Here is an 18776-nt window from a genome sequence, read left to right on the forward strand (position 1 = left end):
TTCACAAGCAAGAAAATGCTAATATGTAGGATTCGTTGTATCCGAATTTAAGCCTTTGGAGAATCATATCAAACGAAAGTAGCTATGGCAAAATCGGATTCAATGAAGAAGGAAATAAACAAATTTTTATATTTTTATAGATTTTTGGCAACGGTAATTGGATATGCCTACTATCAAAGACGCATTAGATATTATCGGTAAGTTGACTGTCGCAGAGCAGGAAAGCCTTAAAACAATGCTTTTAAGTCCTGCCTTTGTAAAGTCTTTGAATATTGAAGATTTCGTAGCAAAGGAACGCTTTGCAAATGGTCGTGTATGCCCTCTTTGTGGCTGTATCCATGTGGTTCGCAATGGTCATCGTAAAGATGGCACACAGCGATATGTATGTAAGGATTGTGGCAAGTCCTTCGTGATTGCTACGAACTCCATTGTGTCTGGTACAAGAAAAGACTTGTCCGTGTGGGAGCAGTACATTGATTGTATGATGAATGGCTTATCCATTCGTAAGACTGCTGTTGCTTGTGGGATTCACAGAAACACCGCATTCCTTTGGAGACACAAGATTTTGGATGCACTTCAGAATATGGCAGACGATGTTACCCTTGACGGCATTATTGAGGCTGACGAAACTTTTTTCGCCATCTCGTACAAGGGCAATCATAGCAAGAGTAAGACATTTGCTATGCCACGCAAGGCTCATAAGCGTGGTCATTCTACACATATCAGAGGCTTGTCCCAAGAAAAGGTATGTGTTCCTTGTGCGGTTAATAGGAATGGCTTGTCTATCTCCAAGATTACGAATACTGGTAGAGTTTCTACAAGAGATTTACATCATATTTATGATGGTAGGATTAAGACCAATTCCACTCTTGTTACGGACAAGATGAACTCCTATGTGAGATTTACAAATGCCAATGGCATTGACCTTGTGCAGTTAAAGACTGGCAAAGCCAAGAAAGGCATTTATAATATCCAACATATCAATAGCTACCATAGCCAGCTAAAGAGGTTTATGCGTGGCTTTAACGGTGTTTCTACCAAGTATCTGAACAACTATCTTGTGTGGAATAACCTTGTAAATTACGCCAAAGAAAGCGACATGGAGAAAAGGAACATCTTCTTAACTTTCGTTTTGGCAACATTGAAAACTGCTAAATGCAGAGATTTATCAAACAGACCAGCAGTTCCTCTGGTCGCCTAATTAGAATTTGTGGAGATGATAAGATGGTCAATATAACAGATGTAAAACAGATTCTTCAATTTGCAATAGATGCGGAGATTAAAGTCTTTCTTGATGGTGGCTGGGGTGTAGATGCTCTTCTTGGATATCAGTCAAGAGCCCATAATGATATTGACATTTTTGTAGAAAAGAACGATTATCAGAACTTTATAGAAATAATGAAAGCTAATGGCTTTTATGAGATTAAGATGGAATATACAACATTGAACCATACTGTATGGGAAGATTTGAAAAACAGAATTATTGATTTGCATTGTTTTGAATATACGGACGAAGGTGAAATTCTTTATGATGGGGATTGTTTTCCGGTAGAAACTTTTTCGGGTAAAGGAAGAATTGAGGAAATAGAGGTTTCCTGTATTGAACCATATAGTCAAGTAATGTTCCATCTGGGATACGAGTTTGATGAAAATGATGCACATGATGTGAAGTTATTGTGTGAGACACTTCATATCGAAATTCCAAATGAGTATAGATAACTGCAAATAACAGTTTGTAGGGGAGTTCTGATACTCCCCTATAAAAATGGCTATTTATCAACTGTTTGTTGTGACATAGCCATTTTTTAATAATAAGATTCAAATACAACACTTGTTAAAGTTAAATAAAAGCTACGAGATGGCTTATGATATGTATATTAAATTCAAATACAACACTTGTTAAAGTTAAATTTTACCGTATTCGTTAATGATAGAAGTTTGAGCCAATTCAAATACAACACTTGTTAAAGTTAAATGAAATCAGTAAATCTATTCATTAAATCACGAATAAAATTCAAATACAACACTTGTTAAAGTTAAATTGCTTGATGAAATGCAAAAAGACGTTAAAAGAGAGCATTCAAATACAACACTTGTTAAAGTTAAATAGTGAATTTACAATATCTGAAATTATAAATAATGTATTCAAATACAACACTTGTTAAAGTTAAATAAAGCTTTAGCTAAGTATGATTTAATGACTAAAGAATTCAAATACAACACTTGTTAAAGTTAAATTCAGACTTTTTATCTTCTAGAGATATGCCTTTTGAATTCAAATACAACACTTGTTAAAGTTAAATCTGCTGCTAAAGAAAAACTTCAAAGATTTTTAGATGAATTCAAATACAACACTTGTTAAAGTTAAATAGTATATTCTTGATTGATTGTTATTATTTCGTCCATAATTCAAATACAACACTTGTTAAAGTTAAATGTTACAATAAATAATGTTGCTCATGCCACTAAGGCATTCAAATACAACACTTGTTAAAGTTAAATACTAACATTATCACGCTTTTTTAATTCATCAAAAATATTCAAATACAACACTTGTTAAAGTTAAATAATAAATACCGCCATATAACTATCATCTAAAACTGAATTCAAATACAACACTTGTTAAAGTTAAATTTTATATTGGATTAATGCGAATTATGTATTTAGAGGATTCAAATACAACACTTGTTAAAGTTAAATTATTCACATAAAAAAATCAAAGCAGATATAAAAGAAATTCAAATACAACACTTGTTAAAGTTAAATCAATATGTTGTTCCATCTCCATTAGTAGATAAAATTATTCAAATACAACACTTGTTAAAGTTAAATAGTAGCATCAAAACAGCCTAAAAAACATAAAGCAATATTCAAATACAACACTTGTTAAAGTTAAATTTTGTTGTTATAGGTTTATTAAATCAATATCCAATATTCAAATACAACACTTGTTAAAGTTAAATATTTATACTGGTTCCTTTTGTTATTAAAAGTTTTCTATTCAAATACAACACTTGTTAAAGTTAAATAGATATTGCATCTAATGCTAGTATGGAGCTTTATTAATTCAAATACAACACTTGTTAAAGTTAAATAACAGAAACTTATTTAGGAGGTGATTATATGTATATATTCAAATACAACACTTGTTAAAGTTAAATTTGATTTTTTTATTTTGTTCACATATAATCGAGAATTCAAATACAACACTTGTTAAAGTTAAATTAAAAGGGGCTGTTTTAGAGAAATATTACAAAATATTCAAATACAACACTTGTTAAAGTTAAATCCTTTGCAGGTTTGCAAGTATATCAGGTACATTAATTCAAATACAACACTTGTTAAAGTTAAATTATTTTAAAGTAAAGGCACGTTTCACTTTACACCTATTCAAATACAACACTTGTTAAAGTTAAATGCTAGAAAAATCAATCTTTATGATTTTCATTATACTATTAAAAGTATTGATACACAAGGATTTTAGTTGTTTTTTACCAGCGATAATAGGATTTTTGGAGATTTTATAAAAAGGTTTAATTTTCAAGCTTTAGAGGAGTTTTGTTTATTTTTAGCTGGTAATTTTATGGTAAATAAAATTTTATTAAGCAAAAAACAAAAAGCAACTATCATTGATAGTTGCTTTAATTTTATAAATCATATGGTGACCCACCCGGGACTCGAACCCGGAACCTGCTGATTAAGAGGTTTTATTTTTAATTTTTTTCATAATAATATGATAATATATTTTCTAAAAAGCCTATGACTATAGGCTTTTTTATTTTTTTCAAAGAATAATATAACTTCTTAAAATCTCATATTTTTATATATTGACAACAAAAATGACAACAATTATTTTTCATATATTTCTTTTAATTTTTGTATCTTTTCATTTGTAGATAAATTTAACCAAGCGGCAATATATTCTTCTTCGCTTGTTGTTAATCTCCCAGTAGTAGCTGCCATTGGAGAAGAAATATTTAAATGAAAATCATAATAATGTTCATCATATATTTTTATAACCAAAGCAACTCGATTATAATTATAAGCATCATAATTTAATCCTAATTGTTGATTTATTATATTGACAAGAGATATGAAATTATCTTTGTTTTTACTTTTTTCTAATACAAAATCAATAAAATCGCCTTCTATTTCATCAAGAAACAAATAAGACCTATATATTGAGTATTGTTTGATTAAAGCAAAACTATATTTAAATTTTCCTTTTTTTAATTTTGAAGATAAATCAATCAGTAAACGTCCATCATCAGTAGGTTGACTCTCTATAGTAGGTACAAAAATTTTATATTCTAATATACCATCAGGATTATTTAATAAGTTGAATACTGTTCTGTTTGAATCGAAATTAGTAGTATTAGGGGCACTAAAAACATTTTTTCTTCCTAATAGTTCATCAATTGATATATTAAAAAAATCAGCTATAGCAATTAAATTTTCAGTAGAAGGAAGTATATTTCCTTTTGTAAATCGTGACACTGATTGACGAGTAACATTTAAATAATTTGCTAAATCTTGATTTGTCATATTTTTCGATTTTAATAAGTCTATTAAATTTTTTGCAAATATATTTTTTAACAAAAAAAACACCTCTTGACTTTTGTAACTTTTAGATTTACAATATTAATTGTAACTTAATAAGTTACAATTAATAAAAGGAGTGAACGATAATATGTTAAAAATTGAAAAAGAACGTCGCCTGCATAGATTCACATATGACGAATTAGCTGAATTTTGCGGCGTTACAAAACAAGCCATTTTCGCCATTTGTAACGGCAAAAATGACCCGTCTTTTAAATTAGCTATGAAACTAGCCAATTTCTTCAAAATTCCTGTTGAAGAGTTATTTTCAAAAGTTATAATTTCAACCCCCATTGATAATGATAACTCTAATAACAATAATAACATCTCTGAGGAATTATTGACAGCTAAGGAAGTTTCTCAAGTAATTTTCAAAAATAAAGTTAGTTATTCACAAATTATAGCATTAGCACATCGCGGAGAGATTCCTTTTTTGAAAATCGGAACTAAATATTTTTTCCTAAAATCAAAAATATTAGATTTTATAAAAAACAGTATCCAGCCAATCCGTTTCTCAGAGGTTCATAGAGCAACTAAAATGCGTTGTGATATATCAGCTATAGCTGGTATATCAAAAATTGATTAGAATTGATGTGAGGTGCTTTAAAATGGATTTGTATATTCATATTAAGTATGATTTTCTAAAATCAAAAATTGTTTCTTCTGATGCTAAAATTATATACTCTTTAATTGATAACTTCTATCAAGAACAAATTGATTGTGAAAAATCGCAAAAATCCTTACTTGGGATTACAATTGTGTTGTTAATTGTTTGTCTGAACTTGAACGTTGTAATTTGTTGAAAATTAATAATAATGGTATTTTAGCTGTGAAAGGATTTAGCGATGAGTAATTTAATACAATTTGCGGAAGATAATTCCGTATTAAGGTACGGTTATGGGATTTTAGGCAAAGCTGTAATGCAGGATTCTGCATTAAACAAACATTCTAAACTTGTATATGCCTATTTAGTAACTTTTGGAAATTCTGCTTTTCCGGGACGCGATAAAATTTGTAGCGATTTAAAAATTGGGTCAGCAACTTTTACTAAATCAATTAATGAATTAGTCGACCACGGGTATTTGACAATTTTAAAAAATCGTAGTAGCGGAAGATTCACAAATTACACTTATATTATTAATACATTCATTGATAAGTCTTGATTTATTAACATTTTCACCGTGTTCAGTTTACCAACGCGGTGAACTGAACACTAATAATACAATATATATAATAATACAATAAGGTATGAACTTAATGCCTCACTTACTCGGCTAATCACTAAAGTGATTAACCACACCCTACGCATTAATATTAATGCCAACAAAGCCTTATACTGTCCGGCTTTGCTCGTGTCTGCCGTTGGCAGACAAATTGGCAGACAAATTGCCAATAATTCAATGATATCACAGTTTTGAGCGTCTGACAATTTTAAAAAGAAAGGAGGCTTAAAAATGAGTCGTTTAACAATCAGATTTTCAGAATCTGAAGACCTTAAATTATCTAGATTAGCAGATGAATCTGGCATTACTAAGAGTCAGTACATTCGTAATCTTTTGAATAGAACAAATTTTCAACCACAACATAATAATACAGATTCCACTGGCTTGAATGAAAATCTATCTCAAATAGCTGAATCTATGAATAATGTTTCAATTTATCTAAATAATATTAATTCTCATTTGGATAAACAGAATCAGCTGCTCGATTTTTTGGTAAAAAATAGCAAAATTTCAAATTCTAAAATTGAAATGAACTTCCAGCTTATTTGCCAGATTTTAATGACTAAATTTACAAGTGAGAAAGTTTCTCAAATGATTTTTAAAATTAAGGAGCGATTAAAATGATTGATTTTAAACTTGCGATTAAACGCGTTATTGTAATTTCATTCTTTTTGGATTTGATTTATTTATCAATTTCAAGTTTGATAATAAATTATTTTTATGACATGCCCACATTTGCAGCTCCCGGCACGTGGTGGACTTACATTAAGAGCCTCATCATCACGGGTCTTGACATCGACACTGGTTTAAGATTAAGTAAGGGACTTCACGATTTCTTTTTAATACGAGGTCAAAATTATGACCTCGTAAAAGCTGAAAGCTTTAAGGATTACATTTTAAATTTAAAATGCGGCTTGCTATTTAAGTATTTAGTGCCATTTACGATTATAGTGTCGCCCATAACTTCAATAGCAATTGTGAGTCAACTTTTTCTGCCACTCAAAAAAGGACAATCCGGCGATTTTGTTCGCGGTTCGAAAAAGGTTGATTCTAATAAACTTGTTAAGTTGTTAAATAAAGATTGTAAATCAATTAAGCAGCCATTAACTGCTGAACCAATTCACATTCCTTTAGATTTGGAAACTCGCCACTTCTTGACAGTCGGTTCGACTGGCTCAGGTAAGTCCGCTATGCTGTGTCAGTTCATAAACTCAATGACATTGCGTCGCTCTAAAATGGTATTATATGACCGCAAGGGTGAGCTTGTTTCTAAATTCTATTCAAATTCCGATATAATCTTAAATCCTTATGACCAGCGGTTTAGCGGCTGGAACGTGTTTAATGAATTTGATTTATACTCCGGCTTGGATTCCGTTCCTGAGGAATTAACTAATATAGCTAATTCACTGTTTACGACCTCGGTGGATAATAAGAATCGTCACTTTTTTGAAGGTGCTGCGTCGATTTTCAAAAGTGGGTGTTGCTACCTTAAAATCAAGGGTCTTACAACTAATAAGGATTTATATACCTTCTTTACCTCAGACCCAGCGTCGATTCTGAAAGCTATAAATAGCCTGCCACCTGCTTTATCAGAAGGTAAGGCGTTCCTTATGGGCAGCGGTGATGTTTCCGCAAGCTTTGTAAGCTGTTTAGTTAATCGCATTAAGGCATTTCAGCCATTCATCGGGCGCGATGGCGACTTTAAGGTCAGGGATTGGATTTCAAACGATTCCGACAAGCGTAAACTATTCTTAAGCACGGCAGGCGCTAATGATAGCTTATACCTACCTGTCTTAACGGTGATTTTAGACATAATCGGGCATGGCTTGCGTGCCAAGTCTGAAAGTAAGCAGCGTCGCATATTCTTCATTCTTGATGAACTGTCAAGCCTGCCACCTCTGAAGACTTTACAAATGTTACTGCGTGAAGGTCGCTCTCGTGGTGCTTGTTGCTTTTTGACAACTCAAACAATGGCAAGTGTTGAGTCTCAGTACGGTCGTTCTAGCACTGCGGATATCATGGGTTTATGTAACAGCCTATTTATTTTCAGAACATCTGAACCCGGTCAGTCTGATTATTTTTCTAAATCACTCGGCGACGCTGAATTTATTAAGACTAACAACAGTCGTGGCACTTCATCGCGTGGCGTTTTAGATTCTAATTTTAACAAGTCCAAATCTGAAACTCATGTAATTCAACGGTTGTTTTTAGGCGGCGAGTTGCAGGAGCTGCCTACAGGTACGGCGGTTGTTAAAATCGGCAGTTATCCGATTTCAAAGATTAACTTTAAATTTATTGATTTTAAAGCTAGAGTGCCGGGGTTTATTGAAATTAAGCGTAAACTCGCTACCGCTGAGGAGCTTAATTCAGCTATTAAACCACCTGTTGATTCAGACTCAGATTCTGATGAACCTGTAATGTTTTAATTTTTAGGGGCGACCTTCGGGTCGCTCTAAATTCAAGGAGGATATATCATGCTTAGCATTTCTAATATTGGTCTTAATCAAGCCAGCTCGTATTATGAAAAAGACGATTATTACAGTCGTTCATCAAGTGACGACGATGATTGGCAGGGTAAATTAAAAAATAATTATTCCTTTAGTGATAAATTTAATCCTGTGGAATTTAATCAAGCTTTAAAATCAATGCCAAACCCTAAAAGAGTAGGCTTTGATTTAACATTTTCAGCACCTAAATCAGTAAGTATCGCTATGGTTTTAAATGATAATTTAAAATCTGAAATTATTAACGCTCACAATAAGGCAGTTTCTGAAACTCTTAAGGAAATTGAGGACAAAGAAATTGAAACAAGGATTACCACAAATGGGGTCATTGAACGTGTGAAAACGGGTAAAATGGCTGCTGCTAAATTTAATCATTTTGTTAGTCGTAACCAAGATATGCAGCTGCATACTCATTGTGTTATTTTAAATAGAACTGAATATAACGGTAAATCTTATGCGATTTCAAATGAGAATTTATACGACAAGCACATAATTTACGGGCAATTATACAGGAATCGTCTCGCTAAGAATTTACAAGAATTGGGCTATAAATGCCACATGACTGATGTCGATAAGGGATTTTTTGAACTTGATGACATCAGCCAAGAACTTATTGATAACTTTTCTTCCCGACGACTTGAAATTAAAGATAAATTAAAAACGTGGGACAATTTTTCTGCAAAAGCAGCAGATAGGGCGACACAGTTGACTCGAAAAGCAAAAGAAAATAAGGATTTAAAAATTCTTGAAAAGTCTTGGCGTGAAGATTTACAAGGGGTCAGCTTAAAAAAAGCTGAAATTACTCTTGACAAGACAATTAAATCTGAATCCTTAAAGCGTGCCGTTGATAATTTATCTGAACATAGCTTTGCTTTTTCAGCTAAGGAGCTTGAACGGGCAACTTTAGCCGAAGGTTGTTTATCCGGTTTAAATCGTGATGATTTTCAAAAAATGTTTCAAAAAGCATTGGATAAATCTGAAATTTTATGTTTGGGAGAAATTAAAACCGGTAATGATATCACTACTTATTATTCGACGGCTGAAAATATTGAACTTGAAAATTCTATTTTGGAAAATATAAAAAATGAATCTGTTTTAAAAGCTTTAAATGACGTTGATAAGAACTTAAATTTTTTGGCAACTAAAAATAATTGGACTCTTTCCGATGAGCAATATCAAGCCATTTTGTTTGTCGCAAAAAACACAAATCAATATAATGTAATTCAAGGTCTTGCTGGCACTGGTAAGACGTATATGCTCAATGCTACTCGTGAACTTTATGAGCAACAAGGCTATGTTGTTCGCGGTGCTAGTTTTACAGGTAAAGCAGCTGAAGGATTAGCCAATGGTGCTAAAATTAAAAGCTCAACACTTCATAGCTTTTTTAATAAACTTGAAAAAGAAAGTGGCACTAATTTAAATTCAAATGGAATTAAAAATACATGGGATTTTTCAGGTTTAAAACCAAGTATTAAACCTGAATTATGGGTTATTGATGAGGCTGGTCTATTAGATAATAATTTATTTTTGACTTTGCAAAAAGCTGCAAAATTAAAAAATGCAAAAGTCCTGTTGGTTGGCGATAATAAGCAGCTATTACCTGTCGGTGCTGGTAACGCTTATTCAAATCTTATTCAAAAGAATGCTATCAGCACTTGTTTTTTGTCTGAAATTAAAAGACAAGAAAACACTGAAATTTTGCAAGCCGTTAAAGAGGCGGTAAATGGTGACGTTTCAAAAAGTTTAGATATTTTGTCAAAAAATATAATTGAGCTTAAGACTGCTCCAGCTCGGTTTAAAGCTATAACTAAAGAATTTTGTTCGCTTGATATGTTCGAGCGTAACAAGACTATTATCTTGACTGCTAAGAATAGCGATAGAAACAAGCTCAATGAATTGATTCGTAGTGAATTAATTCAACGCCGGGAAATTCTCGAAGAAAATCAAGTGGATATTGAAGTTTTGGGGCGCGATTCTAAAAAAATCGTTAAAAAATTTGCGCCGCAAGATAAGATTATTTTCACTAAGAACGATTATAAAATTGGCGTGATGAATGGTCAGACGGGTACTATTTTTGCGGGGATTTCCAAAAATAAATGTTTAAAGGTCTTGCTTGAAAATGGTAAGACTATCTTGGTTGACACTAATGTTTATAAGAACTTAGATTATGGTTACTGTATAACCAGTTACAAGGCTCAAGGTGTAACGGCTGAAAGAGCTATCATTAATGTTGATAGTGCTCAAAAATCCTTAAATACTCGTAATTCTTATTACGTTAACATCAGTCGTGCTAAAAAGGGCGTAAGTATTTACACGGATAATCAAGCTAAAATCAAGGAACAATTTGCTCTTTGGGCTAAAAAAATCACATCTGAGGATTTTAAAATTTCAAAAAAAGTACCTAAAATTTCAATCCCTAAAATACCTATTCCGGTCATTGGGCAAGGCTTATCTTTAGGACTTAAGGCTGCTAATTTAAGTCTTAAACTAATTACTAAGACTACTAATTTAGCTTTGAAATCTGCAACATTTTCAGATAAAAAAAATGATAAATTAAAAAATAACAGTGGTTTTCATATCTAAGATAACTTATCCGGCAGCTTGAATCTTAATATAGCTAAATTTTGAAATCAAGAATACGGCTACGCCCAAGTTCTTGACTTCAAAACATAGCTATATATTTTTAGTAAGAGCCGGAACGCGTTAATAATATAAGTGAGGTGCTTTTATATGCCAGTTCAAAAACGAGGCAAAAATAGTTGGCTTATAACCATTAATAATGGTAGTGATAGATTCGGAAACAGAGTAAGAATTACAAAAACTATTCATGTTAATAGTTATTCTGAGGCTATAAGGCAAGAACGAATTTTTGCAGGCAAAGTTGCTGAAAAAAATCAAGTAAATCCAAATAATATGACTTTAAATGAATTTTATAAATATTGGAAAGAACATTATTTGAAAATTCAAAAAAAACAAGATAAAACTATTTTCAGCTATGATGAACAATTCACTAGGATAAATGCTGCATTAGGTCATAAACCTATTGATAAAATCCAGCCTAAACATATTTTAATGTTTTTGGAACAATTAAAAAATTGTCCTCGATTAGATAATCCTAATTCAACTCTATCTGATAATACGATTCGTAAACATTATACGTTACTTCATCTTATTTTAAAAAAGGCTACCCAGTGGCAATTTATTTTGCAAAATCCTGTAGAAAATGTCGATCCACCCAAGTATAAATATAATAACGATAAAATTATTTTAAATCGTGAAGAATTAGGACGTTTTTTGATTGCTCTAAAAGATGAAGATATTAAACATAAATTATGGGCTTTGTTGTGTTTAAATTTAGGTTTAAGACGTGGAGAGGCTATTGGGCTACAATGGAAAGATGTTGATTTAGAAAGGAAGGTTGTTCACATTAAAAAGACAATACAATATATTCCTAGACAGGGTTTAAAAGTTAAACCACCTAAAACTGAATCATCAAATAGAATACTTGCATTATCTAATAGTCTAATTGAGTTTTTAAAATTATATAAAAATATTAAAATTCAACATCAAAAAAAATTGCTAAATAAATGGCAAGGAGCTAAAAACATTGAAGATAACTTCATTTTTACAACGTTTTATGGTAATATTTCTCACCCGGATAGTATGAATATTTGGCTAAGAAAATTCGTTAAAAAAAATAATTTGCCACCAATAAGCCCACATTCACTAAGACATATGACAGCTACATATCTAATTAATGCTGGTGTAGATTTAGTTACTGTCGCTGGTGTAATGGGTCATGTAAATAGTACAACGACTCAAATCGTTTACGCTCATGTTCTTCAAAAATCTCAAAATAAAACAGCTCAAATAATGGATAATATTTTAAATGAAAGTATATCAAATATTTTAGATTGACAACAATTTTGACAGCAAATAACAAAAAAAGCTTTACAGAAAATCTGCAAAGCCTTGAATTCATTGGTGACCCACCCGGGACTCGAACCCGGAACCTGCTGATTAAGAGTCAGATGCTCTACCAATTGAGCTAGTGAGTCATTAATAACAAAGATTATTATACTGCTCATTTATGTATTTTGCAATACTTTTTAATAATTTTTTTCATATGACTAAAATGTTACAAAATTTAATAAATAAATAATTTTCAATAGTAAAACTTAAAAATATGTAATCTTTTTTCGTATTGTCTTAGAATTTATGAATAATTATGATATAATAAAAATTACTGTTGCAGAAATAAAAAAATATTTGATAGGAGGAATTTTATGAGCCCTGCAGTAATAACTTTATGCGTTTTAGCTGTAGCAGCATTTTTCTTTGTAACAGAGCTTATTCCATTGGCTGTTACGGCTATAGGTGCATCTATTGCATTAGGTCTTTTAGGAGTACTTACTCCACAACAAGTGTTTTCTGGTCTTTCTGATTCCACAGTAGTTTTATTTGCTGGTATGTTTGTCATTGGAGCAGCGATGTTTCAGACTGGATTGGCACAAAAAATTGGTATAAAAGTAGTAAAAAGCGCTGGAACTAGTGAAAATCGTTTGATGGCAGCTTTGATGTGTATTACTATTTTATTATCAGCAGTATCATCAAATACAGCTACAGTAGCTTGTTTGATGCCAGTAGTAATTCAAATTTGTGCGGTAGCAAAAATACCTGTATCCCCACAATTGATGGCATTAGCAGTAGCTGCGAATGTTGGTGGAACAATCACCATGGTTGGTACCCCACCAAATATTTTAATGAGTGCAACACTTCAGGCAACAGGTTTAGAACCTTTTGGATTTTTTGAATTTGCGTATATTGGTGTACCTTTATCTATAGCTGGTATGGTTTATATGTTAAGTATAGGTAGAAAATTCTGCCCTAGACGTTATGTAGAAACTGTAGAAAATGATAAAGCTTCAGATGAAGTTAAAGACCCAAAGAAAATGATAATATGTACTGTTATCTTAATTTTAGTTGTATTAGGTATGGCTTTTGAAAAAAATATTGGTATACCAATGCAAACTACTGCGATAATAGGAGCGTTGGCTTGCGTATTAACAGGTTGTTTATCTGAAAAACAAGCTTATTTAGGTATTGACTGGGTTACTATTTTCTTATTTGCAGGTATGTTACCACTTGCTTCAGCTATGGATAAAAGTGGTGCAGGTAAAATGATAGCAGATGGTGTAGTAGGAATTATTGGGGATAATCCATCGCCAATGTTAATAGTTGTAGCAATGTTTATTTTATCTTGTGGGCTTACACAATTTATGTCAAATACGGCTGCTGCAGCATTATTAGCACCAATTGGTATATCTATAGCACAATCTATAGGTGCATCACCTTACCCTGTGCTTATGGCAATAGGTATTGCTGCTTCTTGTGCATTTACAACACCAGTTGCAACGCCACCAAATACTTTGGTACTGATACCAGGTCATTTTAAATTTATTGATTATGTAAAAGTCGGTTTGCCACTTGTTGTAGTTTCTCTAGTTGTTTGCATGATTGTAATTCCGTTCTTCTGGCCATTTTTCCCATGATGAATATCAGATAGTATAAGAGAGTTTTATTTTAGATTTTATTTATAGTTAAAGGATTGATTTTATGGATAGAGAAAATGCTCTTAGTACGATTGCTTCATTTGATACAGAATTATATACATTCTTTCAAGAAGAGGTACAAAGACAAAAATATACCTTATCTTTTATGCCAGAGGAAAATTATTCATCACCTTTAAGCACATATCTTGAAGGTAGTATTTTGTCAAATACATTGACAACACACCATGATGAAGCTAAACCTACAGGCTTAGAAGAAATCACTATTAATCGCATTAATAAATTATTTGGCAGTGAACATGCAGTTATTCGCTTAGAAAGTATAGCAGCCGCTTCTCGCGTTGTTTTTTATAGCTTAGCTAAAAAAGGCGATACTATATTATCTTTAGATAATAGAAAAAGCGACCATTGTAATAGTAAAAATTTAGAATTTAATTTTGTTAGATTTAGTATTGACCCTAAAACACAATTATTAAATCTAGATAGAGTTGAACAGATAGCTAAAGAACATAAACCTAAAGTGATAATTTTTTCACCAGTTAATTATCCAAGAGTTATAGATTATGAAAGATTAGCTAAAATTGCACATGATATAGGTGCTTATATGTGGTTTGATATTTGTCAAAATGTAGGTCTTGTAGCAACAGGGCAAATACCTTCACCTGTACCTTATGCAGATGTAGTAACTTTTTCAACACATGATTCTTTAAGAGGACCACAAAGTTCAGTAATTTTATGTAAAAAAGAATTAGCTGATATCATTGATAAAACAGTTATCACTACAGGACATTTTTCTTTGAAAAAAAATATTTTAGCTAGTTTAGCTGTTATATTTAAAGAAGCGACTACAGAAAAATTCAAACAGTATACTAAACAAGTTGTATTAAATGCAAAAGCACTTCAAAAAGGATTAGAAGAAGAAGGCATTACAATTTTATGTAAAGGAACTGATACAAATTTAGTTTTAGTGAACCTTACTAAATTAGGTATTAGCTGTAAAAAAGCGCATAATGCTTTACAAAGTGCAGGTTTTATCGTAAAACCAACCGTATTATCTACTTGTGATGAGAATCTTAATTTTGAAATCTTGAGATTATCTAGTTTGATTTTAACAACTAGAGGGCTTAAAGAAGTGCAGATGGAACACATTGGTAAAATGATGGCTAAGGTATTGAAAAATATTGATGATATGGCAATTATTGAAGAAGTAAGACAACAAGCCGTAGATATTGCTATGGAATGTCCATTATTTTCTGATGAATGGTTAGCGTTTAAAGATGTATTAAATCCTCTTTATAGTGCAAAAGATATAAATATATCTCATGAATTAGCAGCTGAAAGAAAAATGGCTGTAATGAAAAAATTATTTAGTTTCATGAAAAAATAATATCTATTTAGTATAAAATTTATTTATAGATATTTGTATTAACTATAAAATTTATTGTAGTAATACAAATTAAATGTTATATTAAGAGAAAAATAAATAAAACTAAGGGAGGTTTTATAATGAAAAAAATAGTATTGATTTTTGTAGCTGTTATGATGATGGCATTTTCTAGTGTGTGTATGGCAGATGATGGCGGAGATTTAAATAAAGATCAAAAAGTTGCTGAAACATTTATCAGTGGTATTACAACAGAAAAAGTTCCATATGATAAATTAGGAGCAAATATTGATAATGGATTAAAAAAGAATTTTGATGCAAAAGCATATGATGCATTAAAAAATGAAATACAAACTAAATTTGGCGATTTGAAAGAAAGTAAATTTTATTCTTTTGAACGTCATAATAATCAAGACAAAGTAACATATCTAACTTCTTTTAGCCAAGAAAATGTTGTAGCTATAGTTTTTATTTTTGATAAAAATAATAAATTAGTAGAATTTGGTTTATTACCTATACAACAAAATCAACAAGCTCAAGAAAGTGCTCAACAATAATTGTATTTTTATAAGTTAAATAAGTAGTTGAATTAAAGAATAGGTTTTTATATGATTATATAAAAATCTATTCTTTTTTTTATACTAGTTAAATAGTATTGTAAAAAATAAAAAAGATGATAGAATTAATATCTATGTCAGGGAATAAATTTAAGAAAGAGAGTTTTTTATGGAGAAGCTTTGGTCAAAGGATTATGTATTAAACATTGTAGGCAATTTGTTATTATTTGTAGTATTTTATTTATTGATGGTTTATACAACTAAATTGGCTATTACAGAATTTAATGTTTCCGTCAGTGAAGCGGGATTAGCCTCAGGGATTTTCATTGTGGGCGCATTAATAGCACGTTTAGTTATTAGTAGATATGTGGTTTCATTGGTAGAAAAAGAATGTTAATCATTGCAGTAGTAATTCATGCTATATGTACATTTGGTTATCATTTTATTGATGGTATGTTGTTTTTATGTACATTGCGTTTTGTACAGGGTATGACTTATGGTATGGCTTCTACTGTTATTGCTACTACAGTAGCATCTATTGTTCCAGAAAGTAGACGTGGTGAAGGTATTGGTTATTTCACTTTGAGCATTACTTTAGGCTCTGCAATTGGTCCGTTTTTAGGAATTAGTTTACCACAGATAAATCCTTTATATGCACTTGTTTTATGTGATGTTTTATCAATTAGTTTAATTGTTTTGGCTTTTATTTTGAATATAACAGAAATAAAAGTAGGTTTCCGTCAACGTGTAGAAGTTAAATCTTTTCGTTTAAGAACTTTCTTTGAACCTACAGCTATTCCAATTTCTATCGTAGCATTGTTAGGTGCGATTGGTTATTCTGCCGTAATGAGTTATATTGGTACATATAGTGAAACTATTGGTTTATTATTAGGTGGAAGTTTATTTTATATAGCATATTCTATTGCTTGTTTAATTTTTAGACCTATATCTGGTGTAATGATTGATAGATATGGTAATCATGTGGTAATGGTACCTATTTTATTCACTATGATTTTAGGATTTGTTGCTATTGCTTTAGCTCATTCTAATTTAGTATTATTGTTAGGTGCTGTTTTAGTAGGTATAGGATATGGTTCTATTCCTTCAGCAGGTCAAACTATTGCTGTACAAAAAGTTAAGTTAAATAAATTTAGTTTAGCAACTTCAACATTATATATAGCGTTGGATTTAGGAAATGGCATAGGGCCATATATTTTAGGTATGGTTGTGCCTATATATGGCTTTAGAGCAGTTTATATGTGTTCAGCAATAGCGGCTTTATTAGCATTTTTATTTTATATAGGTATGATCATAAAATCTCGAAAAGAAAATGTGGCAGTGTAAATAAAAAAGAGGCGTATAGCCTCTTTTTATTTTGTAGTTAATATTTTTTTATCATTTAAATAGCATTGATTTAATTTTTCAAAGGCAACAGTTTTATCAATGATTGTTTTTATGAGTAAGTCAAGTTTACTATTTTCATTATAATCGGCAGGAGCAAAATATTTGATGCGATTTTCAGTAAATAGTTTAACGACTTTATCCATATTGGATAATTGAGAATTATATACGCAGATAGAATGACCACCATAGCTATTTACTAGTTTCATACAAGGAATATCTGTTTCACTATCGCCAATATAGACTATATTTCTAAAAGGCACACGAATTTTTTCTTCAGGTATAGAATCGTTTACCGCAGGGTCATTTATATCTAAAAAACCTTTTTCAATGCGAAAGAGAAATTGTGTTTTATTTGTATAATTAACAGCTTGAGCGGGCCATTTAGCTATGCCATTATCATCAAAATAAAATGAGCTGGCATAGATTTTTTCAAATTCACCAGCTTGAGCCATAACAGTACCTTCAATCATCTCTTTTAAGCCACTTGAGATAATATAATGCTCAATGATGATATTATGTTTTTGACCATAATCGCGAATGCGTTTGAACCATGTTTTTACACCAGGAAAAAGTTCAACTTTGGCTCCATAATCAGCAAGTATTTTTTTATCTAAACGGAAATTTCCTTGAGATTTTTCTACCATTTTATACATATAAGCTAAATTTGTATCCATATCATTAGCTGTGGCTAAAGCATTTGATTCTTCCCAGAAATTATTTACATCATAGCCTATATCTTGAATAAAGCCTTGAGCTTGCATATCTTTAGGTGATAAAGTTTTCTGAACCTCCCACGACTAAAGTCGCAGGGTTCTCGGTCAAGTATTCTAACGAATACAGTATCTCCGAGCTATCCCCATAGTTCCTACGGTTCTTGTATATGTTATTTATGCTATGTTTAATATTCTTAATCCTTCATTTTTAATATTTATAGCTGCATTTACATCTCTATCATGATATGTTTTACATTCAGGACAGTTCCACTCTCTAACATTTAAGTTTTTTACTTCAGTATTTTTATATCCACAAACATGACACAATTGACTTGAAGGATAAAATTTATCTATTTTGACAATAACCCTGCCAAACCATTTGGCTTTATATGTTAGTTGTCTCATAAACTCTGACCATCTGACATCAGCTATATTTCTTGCTAATTTATGATTTTTCATCATGTTTTCAACCTGCAAATCTTCAAGACAGATTACATCGTAATTTCTGATAAGTTGACATGTCATTTGATGAAGTAAATTATGTCTTTGGTTGGCAATTCTATCATGTAATTTAGCCACTTTTACTCTAGCCTTTTCCCAATTTGAACTTCCTTTTGTTTTTCGAGAAAGCTCTCTCTGAAACTTAGCTAATCTAGTCAGTGATTTTTGCAAGTATTTAGGATTGCTATATTTTACTGCATCTGAGGTTATGACAAAATCCTTTATCCCTAAATCTAAGCCAACATATTTATTCGTTTTGATGAGTTCAGGTTGAGGCAGGTCTGTACAACATAGTGCAACGTAATATTTTCCACTAGGAGT

At 31.2% G+C, this 18776-nt stretch carries 16 protein-coding genes, 1 tRNA gene and 1 CRISPR repeat array; of the genes, 13 read left to right on the plus strand and 4 right to left on the minus strand.

The annotated features are described in order from the left end of the window. Window positions 1-163 precede the first annotated feature (163 nt). Window positions 164-1201 carry an IS1595-like element ISSag10 family transposase gene (locus tag BMX03_RS09915; RefSeq protein ID WP_002837184.1) on the plus strand — a complete coding sequence of 346 codons (1038 nt, stop codon included), beginning with the start codon at window positions 164-166 and terminating at the stop codon, window positions 1199-1201. Between the two features lie 23 nt (window positions 1202-1224). Next, the gene (gene lnu(C) / locus BMX03_RS09920) at window positions 1225-1719 is read left to right on the plus strand and encodes a lincosamide nucleotidyltransferase Lnu(C) (protein WP_019543803.1); all 495 of its coding nucleotides are present in this window, start codon (window positions 1225-1227) and stop codon (window positions 1717-1719) included. A 97-nt stretch (window positions 1720-1816) separates the two neighbouring features. Continuing rightward, window positions 1817-3418: a CRISPR direct-repeat array (repeat unit 30 nt; unit sequence ATTCAAATACAACACTTGTTAAAGTTAAAT). 431 nt (window positions 3419-3849) lie between these two features. Here lnu(C) and BMX03_RS09930 read toward each other — a convergent pair. Continuing rightward, window positions 3850-4599, minus strand: a complete 750-nt coding sequence (locus tag BMX03_RS09930) for a helix-turn-helix domain-containing protein (RefSeq protein WP_075554594.1) — start codon at window positions 4597-4599, stop codon at window positions 3850-3852. 91 nt (window positions 4600-4690) lie between these two features. Here BMX03_RS09930 and BMX03_RS09935 point away from each other — a divergent pair, with 91 nt between their 5' ends. From BMX03_RS09935 to BMX03_RS09965, 6 genes are all read left to right on the plus strand, one after another. Then, window positions 4691-5185 (plus strand): helix-turn-helix domain-containing protein, encoded by a 495-nt coding sequence (locus BMX03_RS09935; protein ID WP_075554593.1) that lies wholly within the window; start codon window positions 4691-4693, stop codon window positions 5183-5185. 334 nt (window positions 5186-5519) lie between these two features. Beyond that, a complete protein-coding gene (locus tag BMX03_RS09945) occupies window positions 5520-5762 on the plus strand; it encodes a helix-turn-helix domain-containing protein (RefSeq protein WP_218138536.1) in 243 nt (80 codons plus the stop codon). 291 nt (window positions 5763-6053) lie between these two features. Continuing rightward, window positions 6054-6446 (plus strand): plasmid mobilization protein, encoded by a 393-nt coding sequence (locus BMX03_RS09950; RefSeq protein WP_091695162.1) that lies wholly within the window; start codon window positions 6054-6056, stop codon window positions 6444-6446. Next, entirely contained in the window at window positions 6443-8248 is a 1806-nt protein-coding gene (locus tag BMX03_RS09955) for a type IV secretion system DNA-binding domain-containing protein (protein WP_091695165.1), read from the plus strand. The genes BMX03_RS09950 and BMX03_RS09955 overlap by 4 nt, the downstream gene beginning before the upstream one ends. Window positions 8249-8296: 48 nt before the next feature. Further along, entirely contained in the window at window positions 8297-10909 is a 2613-nt protein-coding gene (gene mobF / locus BMX03_RS09960; protein WP_091695168.1) for a MobF family relaxase, read from the plus strand. A 147-nt stretch (window positions 10910-11056) separates the two neighbouring features. After that, a complete protein-coding gene (locus BMX03_RS09965; RefSeq protein WP_091695171.1) occupies window positions 11057-12244 on the plus strand; it encodes a tyrosine-type recombinase/integrase in 1188 nt (395 codons plus the stop codon). Between the two features lie 64 nt (window positions 12245-12308). Here BMX03_RS09965 and BMX03_RS09970 read toward each other — a convergent pair. Beyond that, a tRNA-Lys gene (locus tag BMX03_RS09970) sits at window positions 12309-12384 on the minus strand. A gap of 228 nt (window positions 12385-12612) precedes the next feature. Between BMX03_RS09970 and BMX03_RS09975 the strand changes: the two genes are divergently transcribed. From BMX03_RS09975 to BMX03_RS09990, 5 genes are all read left to right on the plus strand, one after another. Further along, on the plus strand, window positions 12613-13878 hold the full coding sequence (locus tag BMX03_RS09975) for an SLC13 family permease (protein WP_091695174.1): 1266 nt from the start codon (window positions 12613-12615) through the stop codon (window positions 13876-13878). Window positions 13879-13942: 64 nt separating this feature from the next. After that, window positions 13943-15283, plus strand: coding sequence for a serine hydroxymethyltransferase (gene glyA / locus BMX03_RS09980; protein ID WP_075554585.1), 1341 nt, complete (start codon window positions 13943-13945; stop codon window positions 15281-15283). Between the two features lie 119 nt (window positions 15284-15402). After that, complete coding sequence (locus BMX03_RS09985; protein WP_022227796.1) at window positions 15403-15837, plus strand: DUF3887 domain-containing protein; 435 nt, start codon at window positions 15403-15405, stop codon at window positions 15835-15837. A 169-nt stretch (window positions 15838-16006) separates the two neighbouring features. Then, complete coding sequence (locus BMX03_RS11435) at window positions 16007-16234, plus strand: hypothetical protein (RefSeq protein ID WP_015562461.1); 228 nt, start codon at window positions 16007-16009, stop codon at window positions 16232-16234. Then, window positions 16228-17181 (plus strand): MFS transporter, encoded by a 954-nt coding sequence (locus BMX03_RS09990; protein WP_015562460.1) that lies wholly within the window; start codon window positions 16228-16230, stop codon window positions 17179-17181. The genes BMX03_RS11435 and BMX03_RS09990 overlap by 7 nt, the downstream gene beginning before the upstream one ends. Before the next feature lie 26 nt (window positions 17182-17207). Here the strand turns inward: BMX03_RS09990 and BMX03_RS09995 are convergent, their stop codons facing one another. Together BMX03_RS09995 and BMX03_RS10000 are read right to left on the minus strand one after the other, a co-directional pair. After that, a complete protein-coding gene (locus BMX03_RS09995; RefSeq protein WP_255361479.1) occupies window positions 17208-18002 on the minus strand; it encodes an HAD family hydrolase in 795 nt (264 codons plus the stop codon). Window positions 18003-18128: 126 nt separating this feature from the next. Further along, on the minus strand, window positions 18129-18776 hold a 648-nt coding region (locus BMX03_RS10000), incomplete at its 5' end, for an RNA-guided endonuclease TnpB family protein (RefSeq protein ID WP_143052091.1).

The organism is Megamonas sp. Calf98-2, assembly GCF_900110235.1.
Lineage (GTDB): Bacteria > Bacillota > Negativicutes > Selenomonadales > Selenomonadaceae > Megamonas > Megamonas funiformis.